Genomic DNA, 19,911 nt, shown 5'->3' with positions numbered 1-19,911 from the left:
GTGAAACTATATAAAAGAGGGTTCCTATTATGCTAAAGAAATGGTTAATCGTTTTCTTTGTTTTTGCTATTTTTTGTGGGAGTGTCGTTGCACTAATACATGCAAATAAAGGTAAGAAATATGATATAAAGGCATTTTCTAATGTAAATAGTAAGCAAAAGGACGATATGCAAGAAGTTGATGCAACTGAGAAAAAACGCTATGAAGCTGTAGCTGGAAAACTAGATCAATATTTAAAAGATAAAGGATTTAATGGGAGCGTTCTTGTAGCTAGTAAAGATCATGTGATTTTACGAAAAGGTTATGGATATGCGAATGTGAAAGATAAAGTAGTAACAACGCCAAGAACGAAATATCGTATTGGTTCTATTACGAAAACGGTCGTTGCAATATCTATTATGCAGCTAAAAGAAAAAGGGAAATTAAATATTGAAGACAATGTAAATAAGTATATCCCATCGTTTCCAGCAGATAAAAACATTACGTTACGAAATCTATTAACACACACATCTGGCTTGCCAGATCAAGGACAAGGTAGGGTGGATGCAGGGTCACGTTTAAAGTTAGTAACGTGGATTGGAGCGCAAAAATTGCAATTTCCTGCAGGGACAGGCTGGAAATATACAGACTATAATTATATGGTGCTTGCATATATTGTAGAAAAAATTACGAATAAACCGCTCGCTGAATACGTGAAAGAAAATATTTTTACTTCTGCTGGCATGTATGAATCTGGAATGGGGGCGACTCTCCCAGAAGATATTTTTTTAGCAGAAGGTTATACGAGAAAAGATAATGAATTAATAGCTGCCCCCCGCTTAAAAATGAACTGGTTGTATGGGTGTGGTGAAATGTATACAACTGTTGAAGATATGAAAAGATTAGATGAGGCAATAATGGATGGAAAGCTGTTATCTAAACAAAGTGTATTAGATATGTTTACTGCATCACCTGCAAGAAAATATGGATTTAGTTTCTATACGTATCCAGATTATTATCATAACCACGGGGTATTAGCAGGCTGGAATACTTTTAATAATTTTAACTGGGATAAAAAAACATTCGTCATATTGTTCTCTAACGTTCAAAATGGTATGAATGATACATTTAATCAAGAGTTTAGGAAAATGGCGAATGATTTAATAGAAGGAAACGGAGCATGAAAGAGAAAGAGCCTCTAGCGAGAGGCTCTTCTTTTTTATAAAGTTGAAAACTCTTCAACAAGTTCACTAAAACGATTTAATGCACTTTCAATCGGTTCTGGCGTAGTTAAATCAACGCCAGCTTTTTTCAGTAGATTTAATGGATAATCTGAACTTCCACCTTTAAGGAATTCGAGATAGTTTTTCTGTGCATTTGGATCGCCGCTTAATAATTTATCAGCAATTTGGATTGCAGAAGCGAATCCAGTTGCATATTTGTACACGTAAAATGGACGATAGAAATGCGGTATTCTAGCCCATCCGTATTTTACTTCTTCGTCAAATACGAGGGAGTCGCCGTTATATTCTCTAAACAAGTTTTCGTAAACCTCGCTAAAGGTTTGGGCATTTAATGATTTACCTTGCTGTGCCATTTCATGCGTGATTTTTTCAAACTCAGCGAACATGATTTGTGTAAAGAAAGTGCCTTTAAATTTCTCGATGAAGTGATTTACTAAATGGTTACGTACATTAGCATCTTTTGCTTCTTTTAATAAATGATGAATTAATAGCACTTCATTTACTGTAGAAGCGACTTCTGCGACGAAAATAGTATAGTGTGCAGAAATTCTTGGTTGATATCCGTGTGAGTAGTGCGTATGCATGCCATGCCCACATTCGTGAGTAAGGGTGAAAAGGCTATTTAAATCATCGTGATGATTTAAAAGAATGAATGGATGAACGCCGTATACACCAAAGTTATAAGCACCGGAACGTTTTCCTGGCGTTTCTCTTACGTCAATATAACGTTTATCTTTAAAGCTTTTTAATGTTTCAATATATTCTTCACCTAAAGGAGCTAGTGATTCAATCATGATGTCAAACGCTCTATCGTATGGAATATCTTGTTTTACACCTTTTACTAAGTCGACACTTAAGTCATATTGTCTTAGTTCATCGACATTTAATTTCTCTTTTCGAAGTTCATTATATGTATGTAAAGATTGAATGTTTTTTTTCGTCGTTTCAATTAAATTTTCATATACTTCTTTCGGAACCATGTCGCCAAATAATGATTTCTCTAACGCTGATGGATATTTTCTTAGCTTAGAAACAGTAACATTATTTTTAATAGCTGCAGATAAAGTAGAAGCGATAGAATTCTTTAATTGAACGTATGGTTTGTAATAAGCTTTATAGGCTTCTTTACGTTTTTCGCGGTTCTCATCTTCTATTAACTTTGCATACATTCCTCGTGTTAAAGTAACTTTTTCTCCATCATTAGTAGTCACTTCACCAAATAGTATATCTGCATTATTTAGCATGCCATATGTATGTTGCGGAGAGGAGAGTGCTTCGCCCATTTGTGATAAAATCTCTTCTTGGTCCTTATTCAATACGTGTTTTTTATAACGGTATAATTCAAATAAATCTTCTTTATAATATTGTAAGCCTTCAGCTTCTTCTATGTAAGTGTGTAATGTGTTTTCATCTACGCTAAGTAAGAATGGAGAAAAGAAAGATTTAGCTGCACTTACTTTCACTTGTAATTGTGTTACTTTATCGACAAGAGATTGAGCGTCAGTATCGCGTGTATCAAGATCAGATTGTAATCGTGCATAAGCGAATAGTAAAGATATGATGCTAGAAATTTCTTCACTCTTTGTTAAATAGGCTAATAAACTATTGCCATCGTGAATATTTCCATTAAACTCGTGTAGTTCTTTCGTTAATACTTCAATTTTATGAAAATCACTTTCCCAATCTTCAATGATATCATAAATATCCGTTAAATCCCATTTTTCTTTCTCATCTACTTGTAGTCGATCTTTAAGTTCTGTCATAATCATTTCCTTTCTAAATATGTAGTTATATTTCTATATAACTATGAAATACAACAAATTGCAAAAAATCCCTGCTGAAAATTAAAAAGCCTTGCTAAAAGGCAAGGCTTGAAAAATTATAATGTAATTCCGAATTTTGAATGTAAAAGGTTTTTATATTGCCCATCTGTAACTTTTTCTTTCGTTTTTTTACCGTTTTTCGCTATTGTGAGACTATCCTTCGTTAAAGAGGCATGCCCATCTTCAGTTAGTTTTACAATAAGAGGTACTTTGTTAAATGGTGAGCACTCATGTTCAACGATAATTTTTTGTGCTGCATTTGCTTTTTCTTCATCCACTTCTTCTATATAAAATGCATAGCCTAACGTCCAATCATCAGTAGAAGATTGATCCAAAAACTCATTGTTTTTACGCATCTCTAACATGTAGTTTCCTTTTTCGGTCATTTCTTTACGAATACGATAATCTCCTGTAACGGAGTGAATGACTTCACCTGAGAAAGGAACAGGTGCAAGTGGTAAGTATGATCCGAATCCAACTTCAATTAAATAAAGCTCATTATGATGTGTTAAAACGGTTGCGATATGGCCAGAATCAACAGCCCATATAGAATTTGCAGCGTTATACACTGTTCCTGAAACGAGATGAACATCGAATCCAGCGTCTTTAAGGAAGTGATACATAGTAGGATTGAGTTCATAACAAAGACCACCACGATTGTTTACTAAAATTTTTTCTTTTAGATTTTCTTTTGATATTTCCTTAAAATTCTTTTCGAGAACATTTAAGTTTTCAAATGGGACAGTTTGTGCCATCGCGTACATAATGTTAGGTAAATCTTCAAATGAAACTTTGTCTTTTTCTTCTATATGTAATCGTGCGAAAAATTGTTTTTGAAAGTCTGTCATAGAAACCCCTCCGTTAAACGATTTATATATATTGTATCTAATATCGCAAGAGGAAACATCTGCATATGTGCGTACGACTAAAGTATGACACCTTTACTTCTTGCTATACATATAGTATGATGATTTCAGTAAATTAGATTTCAATGACCATAATATAAAATAATGAGAGGTGCTTTTTGTGAGTGCGGTAGGTACTAAATAGGAAAAATTGAATGAAATAAATCGGATAAGAACAGGGGATTTTTATGTATACCATACCCCTAATTTTGTCATGGATTTATTTCGATACCTATGAAGATACCTACAATACTTTATAAAGCGTGTAATAAGGGGATTGCCATCCGTTTTTTATGGTTTATTTCCTCATATGTTATTACTCATGCCTTGTAAATGTAAAAGCTGCGGTATCCCCGCAGCTTTTTTGTGTATATTTTTAATGTTTAAAAAGGGTAATTGAATAATGTAGAACTCATTGGAATCTAATGAGTAGGTATCTTCATTTATGATAGAAATCAATCATAGTGAGGAGAAACAAAATGAATACAATGACTTTTGAAAAGTTACAATATAACGAATTAAAGGATATAGTGAAATCTTATTGTGTAAGTGGATTAGGAAAAGAATTAATAAATAAATTAGAGCCGAGTGCAAGTATAAAAGTAGTAAGGAATCGATTGAATGAAACAACCGAAGCGCGAGCTATATTAGATGCAGAAGGGCATGTTCCTTTCTTCGGTATTTCAAATATCGCAAGTACAATTCAAAAATTAGAAAAAGGGATGATTTTAGATCCAGAAGAATTAGTCAGCGTTTCAGACTTTTTACGCGGATGTAGAAAGATTAAAAAATTTATGTTAGATAAAGAATTTTTTGCACCAGTATTAGCTTCTTATGCAAATTCAATGACTGAATATAAAAGTATTGAAGAAGAAATTAACTTTTCAATTAAAGGAAATAGTATTGATTCTGCCGCTAGTAAAGAGTTAAAACGAATTCGAAATAACATGGATTCGGTAGATGGGAAAATAAAAGAACGTTTAACGAAGTTTTTAAATAGCAGTGCAAATAAGAAGTATATTCAGGAGTTCTTTATTAGTAAAAAAGATGATCGTTATACGATTCCGATTAAATCTTCTTATAAAAATCAAGTTGCCGGAAGTATTGTTGAAGCGTCGGCTAAAGGTTCTACTGTATTTATAGAACCGCATACGGTTACAAAGTTAAATGCGGAACTGGCAAGTTTGAAAGCAGAAGAAGCGATGGAAGAATATCAAATTTTAGCGACTTTATCAGGAATGGTAGTAGAAAATATATATCATATAAAAATTAATATGGAATTAATTAGTCAGTATGATATGGTGTTTGCGAAAGCGAAGTTTAGTAAATCGATTGATGGAATAGAGCCGAAGTTAAATGATCATGGCTACGTTCATTTAGTAAATTGTAAGCATCCGCTTTTAAGTGGAAAAGTAGTACCATTAAACTTTGAAATCGGTCAAAACTATCGTAGTTTAATTATTACAGGGCCGAATGCGGGCGGGAAGACAATTGTGTTAAAGACGATTGGATTGTTAACATTAGCGACAATGTCAGGTTTGCATATTGCCGGAGATAAAGAAACAGAAATTGCTATTTTCGAAAATGTATTTGTAGATATTGGTGATAATCAAAGTATCGAAAATGCACTAAGTACATTTTCATCACATATGAAAAATTTATCTGAGATTATGAGGATGTCAAATAATAATACGTTGCTATTATTTGATGAAATAGGAAGCGGGACTGAACCGAATGAAGGAGCAGCACTTGCAATTTCTATTTTAGAGGAGTTTTATCTTGCAGGATGTATTACAGTTGCGAGTACGCATTACGGTGAAATTAAACGCTTCTCAGAAATGCACGATGATTTCATGAACGCAGCCATGCAATTTAATAGTGAGACGCTAGAACCGCTTTATAAATTAGTGATCGGTAAATCAGGTGAAAGTAATGCACTTTGGATTGCAAATAAAATGAACGTAAGAGAACGTGTACTGAAAAGAGCGAAAGAGTACATGGAAAATAAAGAATATACTTTAGAAAAAGTGAATGAAAGTAAAATTAGAAAGCCGAAATTCCTGCAAGAAAAAAGAGAAAATCATTACGAGTATAAAATTGGCGACCGTGTAAATTTATTGGATCATGATGATTTTGGTATCATCTATAAGGAAAAAGATAACTTCTATAATGTCGTTGTATATTATAACGGTGAATTCATTGAAGTGAATGTAAAACGTATTACTTTAGAGGTATCAGCAAAAGAATTATATCCAGAGGGATACGATTTAAATACGCTATTTGTCGATTATAAAGAAAGAAAAATGCAACATGATATTGAACGGGGATCGAAAAAAGCACTTCGTAAAATTCAAAAAGAAATGAGAAAGAATAGAGGGTAATCCAGAGTGGTAACGATTAGACAAGAACGACAAACCGATTATAGAAAAACGGAAGAAGTTGTACAACAAGCATTTTTAAATGAAGAATTTAGTGATAAAAAGGAACATGAACTTGTAAAACGTATTAGAGAGTGTGACGCATTTATTCCAGAGTTATCAATCGTTGCAGTAGATGAAGAAATAGTCGGTCATATTATGTTATCTAAAATTACGATAGAACAAGATGGAGCTTCTGTAGATTCATTAGCGCTTGCACCAGTATCAATTGCTAGGAGCTATCAGAAAAAAGGAATTGGTGGAAAGCTTATAGTAGCTGCGTTAGAAAAAGCGAAAGAACTTGGATACGGATCAGTTGTAGTATTAGGACATCCAGAGTACTATCCGAAATTTGGTTTTAAGAAAGCCAGTGAGTGGAATATAAAAGCACCATTTGAAGTGTCTGAAGAAGTGTTTATGGTAATGGAATTAACAGAGAATGCTCTTGAAAGTGTAGAAGGAGTTGTACAATATTCGAGTGCATTTGCTGAGTAGGAGTATCGGTTAAGAAATATAATCATAAAAGACGCTATCTTTTTGTATGGATATACAGAAAGGTAGCGTTTTTTATTAAGCGAAGCTACTTACATATATTTTGCTCAATGAATAATTGAGGTGTTAAAATTGAGATAGAAATGTAAAGGGAGAGAAAAAAGAATGAAGAATCGAGAAACAGATAGCAACGTAGTTACGTTATATGTTACAAGACATGGTAAAACAATATTAAATACGAACCATCGCGCGCAAGGTTGGGCAGACTCTCCGTTAGTAGAAAAAGGTGTAGAAGTTGCCTCTAATTTAGGAACGGGATTAAAAGATATTCATTTTACAAGTGCGTATAGTAGTGATAGCGGCCGCGCGATTGAAACTGCTAATTTAGTATTAAAATATAGTGAGCAATCAAAATTGAAACTTGAGCAAAGGAAAAATTTAAGAGAATTAAATTTCGGTATTTTTGAGGGTGAAAAGCTTGAAAATATGTGGGATGTGGTTGGAAAAGCTGCGGGCGTTGCATCACCAGAAGAACTCATGAAGTTTTCTATTCAAGAAGTTATTGATCTTATTAGAGCAGCAGATCCTACGAAACAGGCGGAAGATTGGGAATTATTTTCTACTCGTATAAAAGCAGAGATAGATAAAATTAGTGAAGAAGCAGCTAAAGATGGCGGCGGTAACGTTTTAGTTGTCGTTCATGGGCTGTTGATTACTACCTTAATAGAAATGCTAGACAGTAATAAAACAAAACTTGGAGTGGAAAATGCTAGTGTGACGAAGATTTTATATCAAGATGGAACATATACAGTCGAGTCAGTTGGAGATATGAGCTATGTTGCAAAAGGGAAAGAAAGTGTGGAAATATAATCCTATCTCAAATAGATATAAGAAAAGGGAGTTAGTAAAATCTAGCTTCCTTTTTATTTTTTAGTGCATCATTTGAAATATTGTATCTTTATATTATGATTTTGTTTTTAATGTGTAGAATGTTTCTTTGTTCAACAATTGGGTCATTTAATTGAATAAGGGCGTATTTTTTTGAATAGGACCACTTTGTTAAAAAGGATACATCCAATTTTTAGCGAATACAGGGTTATAAATAAGAAAAGTGGTGAGGTAAATAGGAAAAGAATGTAATTCCTTTTTGGACAATAAAACAGAAAAATGTATAATTAACAGGCTTCAGAGCGCGGGGTGTGTTTTCGCAGAAGAAGAGACCAGGTTACTTATTTCAGTAGCCCAAACTCCAGAGGACCTCAAGAGAATGGTGGAAATGCGAGCCGATGGTTTACCACTTGAATATGTTGTTGGATACGCAAAATTTTGTGGGATGCGGATAGAAGTGGAGCGGGGTGTTTTTGTGCCTCGTCAACGAACCGAATTTCTTGTTCACCAAGCCGAAGCGCTGTCATGTTTTGGTGATATTGTCGTTGATCTCTGTTGTGGTTCAGGTGCTGTCGGTGCAGCTCTAGCGGCAGCTTTAGGAAGAGTTGAATTATATTGTGTTGATATTGACCCTATTGCGGTACGATGTGCAAGCCGCAATGTAACGAGTTTCGGTGGCCATGTTTTTGAAGGTGATTTGTATAAATCGTTGCCTCATTCACTTAAAGGCAACGTGAATACCATACTTGCAAACGCACCTTATGTTCCTACTGATGCAATAAAACTGCTCCCACAGGAAGCTCGCCTATATGAACCAAAGGTGGCGCTTGATGGGGGAGAGGATGGACTTGACATTCAGCGAAGAGTAGCGAAAGAAGCATTTCTCTGGCTAGCACCTGGAGGTCATCTTTTAATAGAGACGAGCGAAATGCAGGTAGATCAGACCTTTGAAATCTTTGCTGGTGCTGGGCTTACCACGAAAGTGGCTCGAGATGAGGAATTAGATGCTACTGTTGTTATAGGGTCGAAAGCTAGTTTTTAGCTTAAATTTGTATGTAGCCTTATTCATAAATAAAATGATAATTTTCTAGCAATATATAAATAAAAAACATATGCTTTTAATTGAGAAAAGAGATCGAAAATTATCCGAGTGATTTGAAGAAGAAAGGACATAACATATTAGTTATGTCCTTTCATTTATCAACTTTTTTACTATAGGTTTTCATAAAACTTAACTTAGATTTCTTTTCATTTTGTGAATTATGGGATTAATAAAATTTTCCCTGTACTTTTTCTGCTCTCTAATAATTCATGAGCATGGGCGCCGTCTTGTAAAGAGAATGTAGTAGCACTCGCAATGTTTAATTTTCCACTAGCGATCCAATCAAATAATTGAGTAGAGCGCTGCTTACGTTCTTCAAAGGTAGTAAGCACATTCCAAAGGTCTCCACCAGTTAAAGTTTTTGAAGTATCCATAAGCATGCGTGGATCAACGGGAGCAGGATTACCGCCAGCCATTCCGAAAAATACGACAGTACCACCAACTTTAGTAGCGTTAAAACTTTCCTCAAGTGTAGAGCCTACTGATTCATATACAACATTTACCCCGGTACCATTTGTTATTTCAAGTACTTTCGTAGCCCATGATTCCGTATATAAAAATACGTGATCGGCACCAGCTAATGTGGCTACTTTTCCTTTTTCGTTTGATGAAGTTAGGCCGATTACTTTTCCGCCTAGCAGTTTAATCATTTGAATAAGAAGTTGACCAACGCCACCAGCCACAGCATGGATTAAAGCTGTGTCACCTTGTTTTAGTTGATAGCTATCTTTCGTTAAATAATGTGCTGTTAAGCCTTGCAATAAGACAGAAGCGGCTGTTTCAAAAGAAATTGAATCTGGAAGCGGGATTGCTTTTTCTGCTGGAACGGCAACTAATTCTGCATTTGCAAATGGAACATCAGCAAATGCAATACGGTCTCCAGGATTGATATTTGTAACGTTAGCTCCTACCTCTTCAACAATACCAGCACCTTCATAACCTAATATATAAGGTGGGTTTCCAGCGAGATGATAATCGCCGCGGCGTCTGTAAATATCAGCAAAGTTTAATCCAATTGCTTTTGTACGGAGAAGAATTTCATTTGGATTTATGATTGGATCATGTATTTCTTTATATTGTAGTACATCTGGACTTCCAAACTGTTCGAAACAAAGTGCTTTCATATGGAATACCTCCATTATATTGTTTGTCGATGCTCTTTATCATACAATACAAATATCAATAGAAAAAGAGGATTATTTCGATGAAATCAATCGGGAATTCCGATTGAAAAGAGGGATGATAAATGGAGATAAAACAATTAATTACCTTTAAAATCGCCGCGGACACTTTGAACTTTACCCAAACTGCGAAGAAATTAAACTTTGCTCAATCAAGCGTAACGGCGCAAATTAAAACGTTAGAAGCTGAGCTAGGTACGCCGTTATTTGAAAGATTAGGGAAACGTCTTTTCTTAACCGAAGCAGGAAGAAAGTTTCAACTATATGCGGACAAGATAATCGTACTTAGTAACGAAGCGAAGACGGCTGTGAAAGATGATGAAGAAATAGCTGGTACGTTAACCATTGGTGCGCAAGAAAGCCAATGTACATATAGACTTCCTTCTATATTAAAGAGATTTAAAGCACAATTTCCTCAAATAAAACTTATATTTAAACCCGCACATTCCAATAAAGATGCGAAGGAACAATTGATGGAAGGAAAAGTCGATCTTGCATTTATTTTGGATGAATGTAAAACAGAAGATGCTTTACATGTTGAGCCGCTTATGAAAGAAGAATTAAAAGTAGTAGCTGCTCCAGGGCATCATTTACTCCAGCAAACTTCTGTTTCGATAAAAGATTTAGAGACGGAAACACTTTTATTAACAGAACTAGGGTGCTCATATCGGACTTTATTTGAAGAGTTATTTCGCATCCAAGATGTGTATCCAGCAAATAAGATTGAGTTTGTTAGTGTAGAGGCAATAAAACAATGTGTTATTGCAGATTTAGGTATAGCCGTTTTACCGGCGATAGTAGTAGAAAAAGATATACGAGAGGGGACGATAAAAGAGTTACATCTAGAAAATACTATCAATCCAATTTTCACACAAATTGCTTGGCATAAAGATAAATGGATGACAGTGCCACTGCAGCAATTTATTGATGTGACGAGGGAGTTTTTTACAACGGATTAAGTGGAGAAATATTTATTTTCTATAAAAGAAAAAATGGTAATTTTGTATTGAGAATCGATGCTTGCATGAAACGAGTATCGGTTCTTTATGTTTTAAATAAAGGATGCTATAAAATGTGTATTTCTCAACTTTTTTTCTTACAAGGGTAAGTAAATTTCTTCGTATATTCCAATAATCGTAAGGGAATTTACAACTTTTATTCGTTTCTGTAAGATGCCTCTAGGCAGCATGAAAGGAGGGGCGTACATAGGGGATAGATATACGTACTTATTTTGAGGGAGGAGATTTACAATGTTTAAAAAGTTAATGAAAGTATGTGTGTTAAGTGTAGCGAGTGTAGGGGTATTATTTAGTTTTCAAGGAAGTACATTTGCAGCTACCGATCTGAGTAGTTATTATGACGGGAAAAATCCAGCAACAACGAAAGTATACGGGGGAAGTACAACGTGTGATGCAGATGGATTTAATGCAAAGTCTACAGCGGTATACGAAGGTAGTAAAAAAGTAGGGACAGTGTATTTACGTTACAGTAATAAATGTCATGCAGCTTGGGCTAAGTTTGTTTTAGATCAACCAGCACCAGCTGTTTCAGGAGGAGTGTATGCGTACGCTGTTGTGAATAAATACAAAAATGGTGTGTTTCAAAAATCAGTCACTTCCAATCAAGGAAATGGCACAATTAAAACTGGTCAAACGAGTACTTATACAGGAATGGTATTTGATTTAACTGCTGATTTCGGATACACAGCAGATGCTGAAGCAGTTACGTTTAATAACGGTTACGGGAAAACAGCACGTTATTAATAAAGGAGTGAAATTATATGAAGCTATTAAAAAAGGTGAGTGCATGTTTATTGTTATCTTTACTCGTTGTAACTAGTATGTTTAGTACAACTAATAGCGATAAAGCATATGCAGAAGACCATTCATATGATGGGAAAAGTCCGTATTACAACAGTTGTGATCAATCAGCAGTAACGAAAGAAAAGAAGTGGATTGATTCAAATTCGTATGTGGAATTAAAATTTAGCACGACGTGTAAAACAGCGTGGGCAAAAGTTACTGTAACGCGTGCAGCGGTTTATAATAACGAAGCTGATGCAAGAATTGTTAGAAAAACAGATGGAAAGGCATATACTTGCGGAAGTGCTGGAGGAAATGGTGTTGTGAATAAAGGGCAAACATCATGCTATACGCCAATGGTATATGATTTAGATCCAAGAAAGGCACAAGCACAAGGGAAACATGCTATACCAAATAGTGATGCTTATAATTATGCGGAGACTATTTGGTATTAATACGATTATCAATGCGTTAAGAGCTGTTATTTGATATGAAAATGAAAGAGCCTTACTGCATTATACTGTGGTAAGGTTCTTTAAAGTTGTTTAATAGCTTAAGACATTCATTTACAAAGGTCTCTCTATATAATCGCTTTTAAGTATGGACATAATAATTTCATCCGAGTATGCATCGTTATAAAATAAAGATTGACGTAAAGTTCCTTCTTTTACAAAACCAACTTTTTCATAAGCTTTAATTCCGCGTAAATTATGGCTAAATACTTCTAACTGTAAACGATTTAATGATAGTTGTTCAAAAACAAATCTTAAAATTATTTTAATAGCTTCAGTTCCATAGCCTTGTCCTGTTACTGCTATTGAAAGCATTGATATTCTGAATCCTGCTCTTTTATTCTCTTCATCAATATCTAAAATCGACAATTCTCCAATCATTTCGTTAGTGCTTGTTAAACAAATAGCAAAATCATAGCGACTTGAATCATTATTTATATGATCTATATGTGTTTTAATTTGCTCCAATGAAAAAGTAGACTTGGTTCCAGTCATATATCTTATTTCATCATCCATTGTACTTTCTAATATAATAGGCGCATCTAGCTGACAAAGTGGCCTTAAATAAATTCTTTCCCTTTCTAATCTCATTATAATGTTCTCCTTAAGGTTGGTGATAGAGTATATAAATATTATTGCTCTACATGGAAGAAGAGTTTTGTTTTTTGTATTGTTTGAAAAGTATGATTCTTACTTTTATGTTACATGAATTTTATAATGATATGGTATACCTAAAACAAATGATAAAAGTTTTATACACGAAAAAATGTATCAACAAGTTTTTTAATGATCGAATTAAATAAGATCTGTATCAGGAGGATTGTATCCAAGGTGACGAGCCATAGATACAATTTGTCCTTTATGGTGAAACTCATGCGTCTCCGTATGAGTTAAAAGCCATAGCGGAGTTGTACTCCAAGGCTCTTTTTGCCACTTTACTTCATTTGCAATATTTTCGAGCCATCGGTCATTGTATTCATCTAAAAAGCGTTGTACGGTCTCATCTACTAACTTAAATCTAGTACGAACTTTTTCCACATCTGCATGCTCAATTTCGTAATCGCTAGCAAATGAAAAGTCTGCTCGCTTTTGTTTAAATGCGAATGATCCAAGCCAGTATCGGTAGCAATCGGCTACATGAATATGTGTCTTTATAATGCTACCGCTCCCGAAATTCGGAATTGTGCTATGTAATTTTTCTAATGGAATTTCTTCCAAAAACGAAAATAGAGTTTCTCTTGTAGAGCTAATAAGATTATATTGTTGTTTTAAAATGTGTAACATGCAAGTACACTCCTCCTTTATTTACATAGTAAGTAATTCTATATTTACGAGGAGTGAACCTTTTTATTATTTTTAATAAGCATATTAGATGTATTTCTTATTTGTTTCTGATAGATTAAACAAGGTAAAACTTTAATAAGTTGAACATTCTTAGTTCATAATAAATGGTACATGAAGAAGGGGAACGATAAAATGAATAGACTAGTTGGCTTAAAACAATTTGAAATAACGCGCGGTGCGTTACTTACATTTATGGAGACGCTAGATGATAAAACTGCAGATACGCAGCCAAAGGGTTTTAACAATACAATTCGCTGGCATATCGGTCATGTGTTAACGGCAGCAGAAGTTTTCATGTTTGGAAAAGAATTCAAACAATTACCAACGGAATATCCAGGTATGTTTGGATATGGATCAAGACCATCTAAATGGACAACAGCAGGACCATCGTTAGAAGTGTTAACGGTTCAATTAAAAGAACAAGCAAAACGTATTAAAGAAATTCCAGCAGAAGCATTTGAAAATAAACTGCCAGAGCCATTCCTAGGATTGGAAACAGTAGGGGAACTTTACGGTATGATGCTTTATCATGAAGCTGATCATATTGGGCAAATGAAGGCGATGGAACGTATTATTAAAGCTCTTTAGTCTTAATTGCATATAACGAGCAATACAGGTGTAATGTTAAATAATATATACAAAAAAGGTAGATAAATTATTATCTACCTTTTTTGTATAACTTCTTGAAGGATTAGGGATTATCATCGTGATGCTGATGAAGAAGAGCGAAAAAGCAATATATAAGGATAATAAAATATTATTTTTATGATGGATTATTAATTATAGTATTCCTAAATATGGAATATGCGTATAATAATAGAGAGGAACTAGAAATAGGGGTGAATACTATGATTACATTAGAACAAAAGCTGGAGCAATATACACATACATATGCACAGTTAAAGGGAGAACTAAAATGGAAAACGAGTGATTCTCGAACAGGAATGATGATTGCTGCTATGTATGCAAGTAGTGATAAATTGCTTGATCTCGGACGTTTTTTAGAAATTAGTAGTTATATTAAGAATGAGGTAGGGATGTTTTCATACTTAAAGTCTTATCATCGCTTTGTAGTGGCCGCAACATTAGATATTCACTTTACAGATTATAAGAAAGCTTTTCGAGAGTTTTTAGACTTATATGAACAATTGGTCGCTGGTGGCTTTAGCCGCAGTATATTTACTTATCTTGCAGCAGCTGTGCTTTTAACAGAAGATAATGAGCATCATGGCACGCACATTCAGCGTTCGATGCAAGTATATAAACGTATGAAAGAGGATCATCTTTTCCTAACAGGTACAAATGATTATCCGCTCTCCGTTTTATTAGCAGGACAATCAGAGCATGTAGAAACACTTATGGACCGAGTGGAGCGTCTTTATCAGAAACTAGCAAAAGCTGGCTTGCGCAAAGGGAATGACCTCCAATTTCTAAGCCATATTCTTTCACTAAAGAAGGATGTCAGGGAAGAAATATTAGTTGCAACATGCACAAACATATGGAATTTGTTAAAGCAAGAAAAGGTAAAAGTGAAACAAATGCATTACCCAGCAATCGGGCTATTAGCGTTACTTGAGGATGGAGAAAAAGAGATTCATTCTATTAAAGCGTTGATTGAAAAATTGCAGGGAGAGAAATTATTCCGTTGGCATACAGATACGAATATTCTTATTGCTATTCAACTGTTCGTAAGTCAGAAAGGTGAGGAAAGTAAAGCTACCAACACAGGTTTACAAACTATGATAGAAGTCCTTATCCAAGCACAACAAGCAGCTATGATGGCAACGATTGCCGCTTCATCTGCAGCAACATCTTCAGCTAGTAGTAGTTCATAATGTGCAACTGCTTATGCTATTGTAAATTATAACTCCTTTGATAAGGATGGTTTAAAAAATATTACTAAAAAAAGCCCATCAAATGAGTGATGGGCTTTTTTTATATAATCAGTATTATCTTTTCAACTGCTTCAAATGTTTGAGTTGTGTAACAATCATAATGCTAATAACAACGAGTAAAAACCATGAGCTGATTTTACTTAAGTGAACGAGATTCCAAGCTTCCCGTTGGTTTGGATATTGCCATGCACCGAAAAATGTTGCGATGTTTTCTGCAATCCAAATAAAGAATCCGATAAGAAAAAAGGAGAGAACGAGCGGCATTTTATATGTAACGCCTCGTAATGAAAATTCCACAAATGTTCGAAAGAAAACGATGAATAGAAGTAACGTTAAGAACCATCTAAAATCGTATAGAAAATGATGTGTGAAAAAATTGAAGTAAATCATTGCTCCTAGAGGTATTACAAAAATAGCTTTCGGCCAATGATACATTTGTAAATGTAGTCTTCTCCACGCTTGGCATATGTAACTTGCAACACTTGCATACATAAAGCCGCTGTAAAGTGGAACTCCAAAAACCTTTGAATATGCCTCTTCCGGATAACTCCATGAACCGAAATGAACTTTATATATTTCTAGTAAAAGGCCGATGAGGTGGAAGACAGTAATTACTTTTAATTCGTCTTTCGTCTCAAGGCCAGTCTTATACATAACCCACTGCATAAGAAGGCATACGATGAGTATGAAATCGTAGCGGTATAACCCTGGGATCGAAACGATTTTTGAAAGGGCTAGTGTTAAGAAAATAACGACTGGGAATAAGCAGGATAATGCTTGCTCGTAAGTAAAATGTAGTAGTTGTTTTATATAGAACATTATGTCTCCTTTATTTTTTGTTAGAAAACTCAAAATAATGACTAAGTATACTACAATTTAAAAAATAAACCAGTAGTCTATTTTGCATGTATTTGTAAGTTTTATAGGGGAATTGTAATAAGTATTTTAATATGTAACAAAGCAAAAAATAGTTTGCTATTTAAAAAAAGTGGGGATATAATATCTAAATGAAAATGATAATTATTATCAATATTAATTATAAATAAAAAATAATTATAAAAAACAACTGAATATAAAGGATGAAATGAAACATGTTACATAAGTCTACTATACGTGCTGGCAATAACCGCTGGATACATATTAAGTTCATATGTTTCATGAGCTTAACAATTGTATGTTTAATTGGCTCTATATTTTTAGCTGTTGCATTTGGTGCAAAGGATATCCATTTGCAAACCGTATGGACAGCGGTTTTTGATTATAACCCGAAATTAACGCAGCACCAAATTATTTATGAATTAAGGCTCCCCAGGGTAATTGGTGCAGCAATTGTAGGAGCTGCTTTTGCAGTGGCTGGCGCTGTTATGCAAGGAGTAACACGAAATCCTTTAGCGGATGCAGGTGTGCTTGGCATAAATGCAGGTGCGATGTTTGTAGTAGCACTTAGTTTTGCCTTTTTCCCGCATATGCCGTATTCCTATTTAATGATTGTCTCCTTTATTGGAGCGGTCTTAAGTACAGTGCTCATTTTTATTATTGGATCAGCAACATCAGGCGGATTAACACCGATGAGATTAACGATCGCTGGGGCAGTTATGGCTGCGCTTTTACATTCGTTAAGTTCAGGTGTCGCGATTTATTATGACTTAAGTCAAGATTTAGCTTTTTGGTACGCTGGTGGTGTTGCAGGGGTTAAGTGGGAACACTTGAAATTTTTGGTTCCTATTATTCTCATAACCATTGTTTTTGCGACAATTTTAGGGCGGTCTATTTCACTCATATCAATGGGTGATGATGTCGCTACGAATTTAGGAGTAAAAACGAACCGAACGAGAATACTAGGGATGATTATAGTAGTCATTCTTGCAGGTGTATCTGTTTCAGCTGTTGGCTCTATTGGATTTGTAGGACTAGTTATCCCGCATATTGCTAGAAAATTAGTTGGTGTTAATTATCGACTCATTATTCCTATGTCAGCATTTTTAGGAGCCATGTTATTAGTTGTAGCTGACTTAGGGGCAAGAACAGTAAATCCTCCTAAAGAACTTGCAATAGGAATTATGGTGGCTCTTGTTGGAGTTCCGTTCTTCCTCTATATAGCACGTAAAGTTGGGAGGGAGTTGTAAGTGAAGAAGATTTTAAACACAGATAAAACGAGAGCCGTTACTGTAACTACAATATTCGGTTGTATTGGTATCGCTGTCATTTTGCTTAGCTTAAATACGGGGACACTTAGCATTGCACCGCTCAAAGTAATTCAAACGCTTTTCGGTCATGGTGATTTTGAGAGTGCAACCGTGCTATACGATTATCGTATGCCAAGAATTATAATCACAATGTTAGCTGGTATTGGCCTTGGGATTTCCGGTGCGATTTTGCAAGGGTTATCAAGGAATGCGTTGGCCGATCCTGGTATTCTTGGATTGCATTCAGGTGCATCTTTCGGGCTAATTATATTCGTTACTTTCTTTCACTCTATTAATGAGAATGCATCGATATTAATACCGTTATTTACATTTGGCGGAGGTGTATTAGCTGCATTTCTTATTATTTTACTTGCGAGTGATCGTTCGAAAGGCTTACTTCCCATTAGACTTATTCTCGTTGGTATTGCGGTTTCAGCTGGCTTTAGTGCAATTTCGTTATTTTTCTCTCTCAAGTTAAATGATGAGACATATACATTCGCTTCTAGATGGCTAGTTGGTAACGTGTGGGGGAGGGATTGGATTCATGTCCTAGCATTATTACCTTGGATTTTCATACTAACCCCGTATGCATGGCTAAAATCTAAAACGTTAAATGCATTGTCACTAGGTGATAGTGTAGCAGCAGGACTAGGTGTTTCTGTTCAAAAAGAACGGTTACTACTTTTAGCTACAGCGGTTGGATTATCTTGCGGGAGTGTAGCGATGGCAGGAGGGATTGGTTTTATCGGTTTAGTTGCTCCGCATATCGCAAGGGAGTTAGTAGGTACTACATATCAACACTTCCTTCCTTTAGCTGGCATTATCGGAATGATTATTTTAGTGCTAGCAGATACGATAGGTCGTTCTATATTTGAGCCAAATTCTATTCCAGCTGGTGTAGTAGTGGCAGCTTTAGGAGCGCCGTATTTTCTATATTTACTTACAAAAACAAAATAAATACTTCAAAGAGGAGAACATATGAAAAAGAAACTTACTATTTTATTTAGCATCATGTGTATTTTAGTATTAGCAGCATGTGGTCAAACGAAAGCTAATGAAGAGGAAACGAAAAAAACAGAAAAAAGTAATGACCCAAAAATTGCTTCAATGTCTATTCATTTAACGAATAATTTACTTGCATTAGGAATTACACCAGTAGGTTCTGTAATTGGTGGAGATTTAAAAGATTTCTTACCACACGCAAAAGAACAACTGAAAGATACGAAGAAATTGGGTGTTGTAACTGATCCGAATATGGAAGCATTACTTCAATTAAAGCCTACTGACATTTATGTGGATGAAAAATACGCGGGTAAAGATGTAGCGAAATACGAAAAAATTGCAAAAACGCATACTTTCAATTTAGATGAAGGTACGTGGAGAGACCATTTAAAACAAGTTGGTAAACTTGTAAACCGTGAGAAAGAAGCGGATCAATATATTCAAGATTACGAAGAGCAATCAAAACGAGTAAAAGGTTTAATAGATAAAGAGCTAGGTAATAACGAAAAAGTAATGGCAATTCGCGTTACTGCAAAAGAATTACGTGTATTTAGTACGAAAAGACCGATGGGACCAATTTTATTCCAAGACTTAGGATTACAACCTGCAAATGGTGTAGAGAAAATCGATGGAAACCGTCCTTTCGAAGTCATTTCACAAGAAGTATTACCTGACTTTGATGCAGATGCTATTTTCGTTGTTGTAAACAGAGACGATAAAGCAAAAGCTGCATTTAAACAACTTCAAGAAACACCAATCTGGAAAGACTTAAAAGCAGTTAAAGGCAAGCACGTATACATTATCAATGACCAACCGTGGCTTGACTATTCTGCTTTAGGAAACAAAATGGCAATGGATGAAGCAGAGAAAATGTTTACGAAATAATATCGATTCGTCGTTAGGAAGATCCTCTAAATTTAGAGGGTCTTTTTTTTATTGTTAGAATAAATGAAAAATTATACAATGAATTTAATTTAACGTAGAGGAGATGTGCCAATGTCAGCGCTTATTGTAAGTATCCCGTTTATGAAACAGTTTATGAAACGAGGGGGTAAATAGGCTCGAATAATTATCCCTGTTATTTAGGGGGAGTTTGAAATGATGATGAATCTTTTTCAAAATAAAACGATTAAATTATC

General features: G+C 34.9%; 19 protein-coding genes. 13 read left to right on the top strand and 6 right to left on the bottom strand.

The annotated features are described in order from the left end of the window. Positions 1–29: 29 nt before the first annotated feature. Positions 30–1,163, top strand: coding sequence for a serine hydrolase domain-containing protein (locus NLJ82_RS16505; protein WP_000915223.1), 1,134 nt, complete (start codon positions 30–32; stop codon positions 1,161–1,163). 35 nt (positions 1,164–1,198) lie between these two features. Here NLJ82_RS16505 and pepF read toward each other — a convergent pair whose 3' ends face one another. Next, positions 1,199–2,986: an oligoendopeptidase F gene (gene pepF / locus NLJ82_RS16500; protein WP_000137579.1), complete on the bottom strand. Its 1,788-nt coding sequence runs from the start codon at positions 2,984–2,986 to the stop codon at positions 1,199–1,201. 116 nt (positions 2,987–3,102) lie between these two features. Further along, on the bottom strand, positions 3,103–3,894 hold the full coding sequence (locus tag NLJ82_RS16495; protein ID WP_000129178.1) for an arylamine N-acetyltransferase family protein: 792 nt from the start codon (positions 3,892–3,894) through the stop codon (positions 3,103–3,105). Positions 3,895–4,430: 536 nt separating this feature from the next. Here NLJ82_RS16495 and NLJ82_RS16490 point away from each other — a divergent pair. The 4 genes from NLJ82_RS16490 (at position 4,431) to NLJ82_RS16475 (ending at position 8,790) form a co-directional block, all read left to right on the top strand. Then, the gene (locus NLJ82_RS16490) at positions 4,431–6,332 is read left to right on the top strand and encodes an endonuclease MutS2 (protein WP_001095176.1); all 1,902 of its coding nucleotides are present in this window, start codon (positions 4,431–4,433) and stop codon (positions 6,330–6,332) included. Positions 6,333–6,338: 6 nt separating this feature from the next. Next, the gene (locus NLJ82_RS16485; RefSeq protein WP_000256494.1) at positions 6,339–6,863 is read left to right on the top strand and encodes a GNAT family N-acetyltransferase; all 525 of its coding nucleotides are present in this window, start codon (positions 6,339–6,341) and stop codon (positions 6,861–6,863) included. Positions 6,864–7,025: 162 nt separating this feature from the next. Beyond that, positions 7,026–7,730, top strand: coding sequence for a histidine phosphatase family protein (locus NLJ82_RS16480; RefSeq protein WP_000797125.1), 705 nt, complete (start codon positions 7,026–7,028; stop codon positions 7,728–7,730). A 277-nt stretch (positions 7,731–8,007) separates the two neighbouring features. Next, positions 8,008–8,790: a putative protein N(5)-glutamine methyltransferase gene (locus NLJ82_RS16475; RefSeq protein WP_000369198.1), complete on the top strand. Its 783-nt coding sequence runs from the start codon at positions 8,008–8,010 to the stop codon at positions 8,788–8,790. 218 nt (positions 8,791–9,008) lie between these two features. Here NLJ82_RS16475 and NLJ82_RS16470 read toward each other — a convergent pair whose 3' ends face one another. Further along, complete coding sequence (locus NLJ82_RS16470; RefSeq protein WP_000645254.1) at positions 9,009–9,974, bottom strand: quinone oxidoreductase family protein; 966 nt, start codon at positions 9,972–9,974, stop codon at positions 9,009–9,011. Between the two features lie 122 nt (positions 9,975–10,096). On the opposite strand from NLJ82_RS16470, the gene NLJ82_RS16465 reads away from it, so the two are divergent. The 3 genes from NLJ82_RS16465 to NLJ82_RS16455 all read left to right on the top strand — a co-directional run bounded on the left by NLJ82_RS16465 (position 10,097) and on the right by NLJ82_RS16455 (position 12,288). After that, entirely contained in the window at positions 10,097–10,990 is an 894-nt protein-coding gene (locus NLJ82_RS16465; protein ID WP_000403847.1) for a LysR family transcriptional regulator, read from the top strand. A gap of 291 nt (positions 10,991–11,281) precedes the next feature. Continuing rightward, a complete protein-coding gene (locus NLJ82_RS16460) occupies positions 11,282–11,794 on the top strand; it encodes a YjfA family protein (protein WP_000473749.1) in 513 nt (170 codons plus the stop codon). Positions 11,795–11,811: 17 nt separating this feature from the next. Beyond that, complete coding sequence (locus tag NLJ82_RS16455) at positions 11,812–12,288, top strand: DUF2690 domain-containing protein (RefSeq protein WP_000771168.1); 477 nt, start codon at positions 11,812–11,814, stop codon at positions 12,286–12,288. 111 nt (positions 12,289–12,399) lie between these two features. Here the strand turns inward: NLJ82_RS16455 and NLJ82_RS16450 are convergent, their stop codons facing one another. Both NLJ82_RS16450 and NLJ82_RS16445 read right to left on the bottom strand, forming a co-directional pair. After that, positions 12,400–12,936: a GNAT family N-acetyltransferase gene (locus NLJ82_RS16450; protein ID WP_001235380.1), complete on the bottom strand. Its 537-nt coding sequence runs from the start codon at positions 12,934–12,936 to the stop codon at positions 12,400–12,402. Between the two features lie 204 nt (positions 12,937–13,140). Next, positions 13,141–13,629 (bottom strand): DinB family protein, encoded by a 489-nt coding sequence (locus NLJ82_RS16445; protein ID WP_000902392.1) that lies wholly within the window; start codon positions 13,627–13,629, stop codon positions 13,141–13,143. Between the two features lie 171 nt (positions 13,630–13,800). Between NLJ82_RS16445 and NLJ82_RS16440 the strand changes: the two genes are divergently transcribed. Both NLJ82_RS16440 and NLJ82_RS16435 read left to right on the top strand, forming a co-directional pair. Beyond that, positions 13,801–14,277, top strand: coding sequence for a DinB family protein (locus tag NLJ82_RS16440; protein WP_001997933.1), 477 nt, complete (start codon positions 13,801–13,803; stop codon positions 14,275–14,277). A gap of 209 nt (positions 14,278–14,486) precedes the next feature. Continuing rightward, complete coding sequence (locus NLJ82_RS16435; RefSeq protein ID WP_002170191.1) at positions 14,487–15,524, top strand: DUF4003 domain-containing protein; 1,038 nt, start codon at positions 14,487–14,489, stop codon at positions 15,522–15,524. A 114-nt stretch (positions 15,525–15,638) separates the two neighbouring features. Here the strand turns inward: NLJ82_RS16435 and NLJ82_RS16430 are convergent, their stop codons facing one another. After that, a complete protein-coding gene (locus tag NLJ82_RS16430) occupies positions 15,639–16,403 on the bottom strand; it encodes a DUF817 domain-containing protein (RefSeq protein WP_012644513.1) in 765 nt (254 codons plus the stop codon). A gap of 272 nt (positions 16,404–16,675) precedes the next feature. On the opposite strand from NLJ82_RS16430, the gene NLJ82_RS16425 reads away from it, so the two are divergent. From NLJ82_RS16425 to NLJ82_RS16415, 3 genes are read left to right on the top strand one after another with little or no spacing between them, the layout of a single operon-like run. Further along, entirely contained in the window at positions 16,676–17,710 is a 1,035-nt protein-coding gene (locus tag NLJ82_RS16425) for a FecCD family ABC transporter permease (RefSeq protein ID WP_000902711.1), read from the top strand. Then, the gene (locus tag NLJ82_RS16420; protein WP_000722678.1) at positions 17,711–18,727 is read left to right on the top strand and encodes a FecCD family ABC transporter permease; all 1,017 of its coding nucleotides are present in this window, start codon (positions 17,711–17,713) and stop codon (positions 18,725–18,727) included. A 21-nt stretch (positions 18,728–18,748) separates the two neighbouring features. Beyond that, positions 18,749–19,657 carry an iron-hydroxamate ABC transporter substrate-binding protein gene (locus NLJ82_RS16415; RefSeq protein WP_000728191.1) on the top strand — a complete coding sequence of 303 codons (909 nt, stop codon included), beginning with the start codon at positions 18,749–18,751 and terminating at the stop codon, positions 19,655–19,657. The last annotated feature ends 254 nt before the right edge of the window (positions 19,658–19,911 follow it).

The organism is Bacillus paranthracis (assembly GCF_024296885.1).
Classification (GTDB): domain Bacteria; phylum Bacillota; class Bacilli; order Bacillales; family Bacillaceae_G; genus Bacillus_A; species Bacillus_A paranthracis.
Note: the sequence above shows the minus strand (reverse complement) of the source record. Positions and strands in the feature narration are given on the sequence as shown.

Coding starts and splice junctions, on each gene's coding strand:
- NLJ82_RS16455 (WP_000771168.1), top strand. CDS start 11,812: ATGAAGCTATTAAAAAAGGTGAGTGCATGTTTATTGTTATCTTTACTC.
- NLJ82_RS16425 (WP_000902711.1), top strand. CDS start 16,676: ATGTTACATAAGTCTACTATACGTGCTGGCAATAACCGCTGGATACAT.
- NLJ82_RS16460 (WP_000473749.1), top strand. CDS start 11,282: ATGTTTAAAAAGTTAATGAAAGTATGTGTGTTAAGTGTAGCGAGTGTA.
- NLJ82_RS16465 (WP_000403847.1), top strand. CDS start 10,097: ATGGAGATAAAACAATTAATTACCTTTAAAATCGCCGCGGACACTTTG.
- NLJ82_RS16470 (WP_000645254.1), bottom strand. CDS start 9,974: ATGAAAGCACTTTGTTTCGAACAGTTTGGAAGTCCAGATGTACTACAA.
- NLJ82_RS16480 (WP_000797125.1), top strand. CDS start 7,026: ATGAAGAATCGAGAAACAGATAGCAACGTAGTTACGTTATATGTTACA.
- NLJ82_RS16490 (WP_001095176.1), top strand. CDS start 4,431: ATGAATACAATGACTTTTGAAAAGTTACAATATAACGAATTAAAGGAT.
- NLJ82_RS16440 (WP_001997933.1), top strand. CDS start 13,801: ATGAAGAAGGGGAACGATAAAATGAATAGACTAGTTGGCTTAAAACAA.
- NLJ82_RS16450 (WP_001235380.1), bottom strand. CDS start 12,936: ATGAGATTAGAAAGGGAAAGAATTTATTTAAGGCCACTTTGTCAGCTA.
- NLJ82_RS16495 (WP_000129178.1), bottom strand. CDS start 3,894: ATGACAGACTTTCAAAAACAATTTTTCGCACGATTACATATAGAAGAA.
- NLJ82_RS16505 (WP_000915223.1), top strand. CDS start 30: ATGCTAAAGAAATGGTTAATCGTTTTCTTTGTTTTTGCTATTTTTTGT.
- NLJ82_RS16415 (WP_000728191.1), top strand. CDS start 18,749: ATGAAAAAGAAACTTACTATTTTATTTAGCATCATGTGTATTTTAGTA.
- NLJ82_RS16445 (WP_000902392.1), bottom strand. CDS start 13,629: ATGTTACACATTTTAAAACAACAATATAATCTTATTAGCTCTACAAGA.
- NLJ82_RS16430 (WP_012644513.1), bottom strand. CDS start 16,403: ATGTTCTATATAAAACAACTACTACATTTTACTTACGAGCAAGCATTA.
- NLJ82_RS16435 (WP_002170191.1), top strand. CDS start 14,487: ATGGAATATGCGTATAATAATAGAGAGGAACTAGAAATAGGGGTGAAT.
- pepF (WP_000137579.1), bottom strand. CDS start 2,986: ATGACAGAACTTAAAGATCGACTACAAGTAGATGAGAAAGAAAAATGG.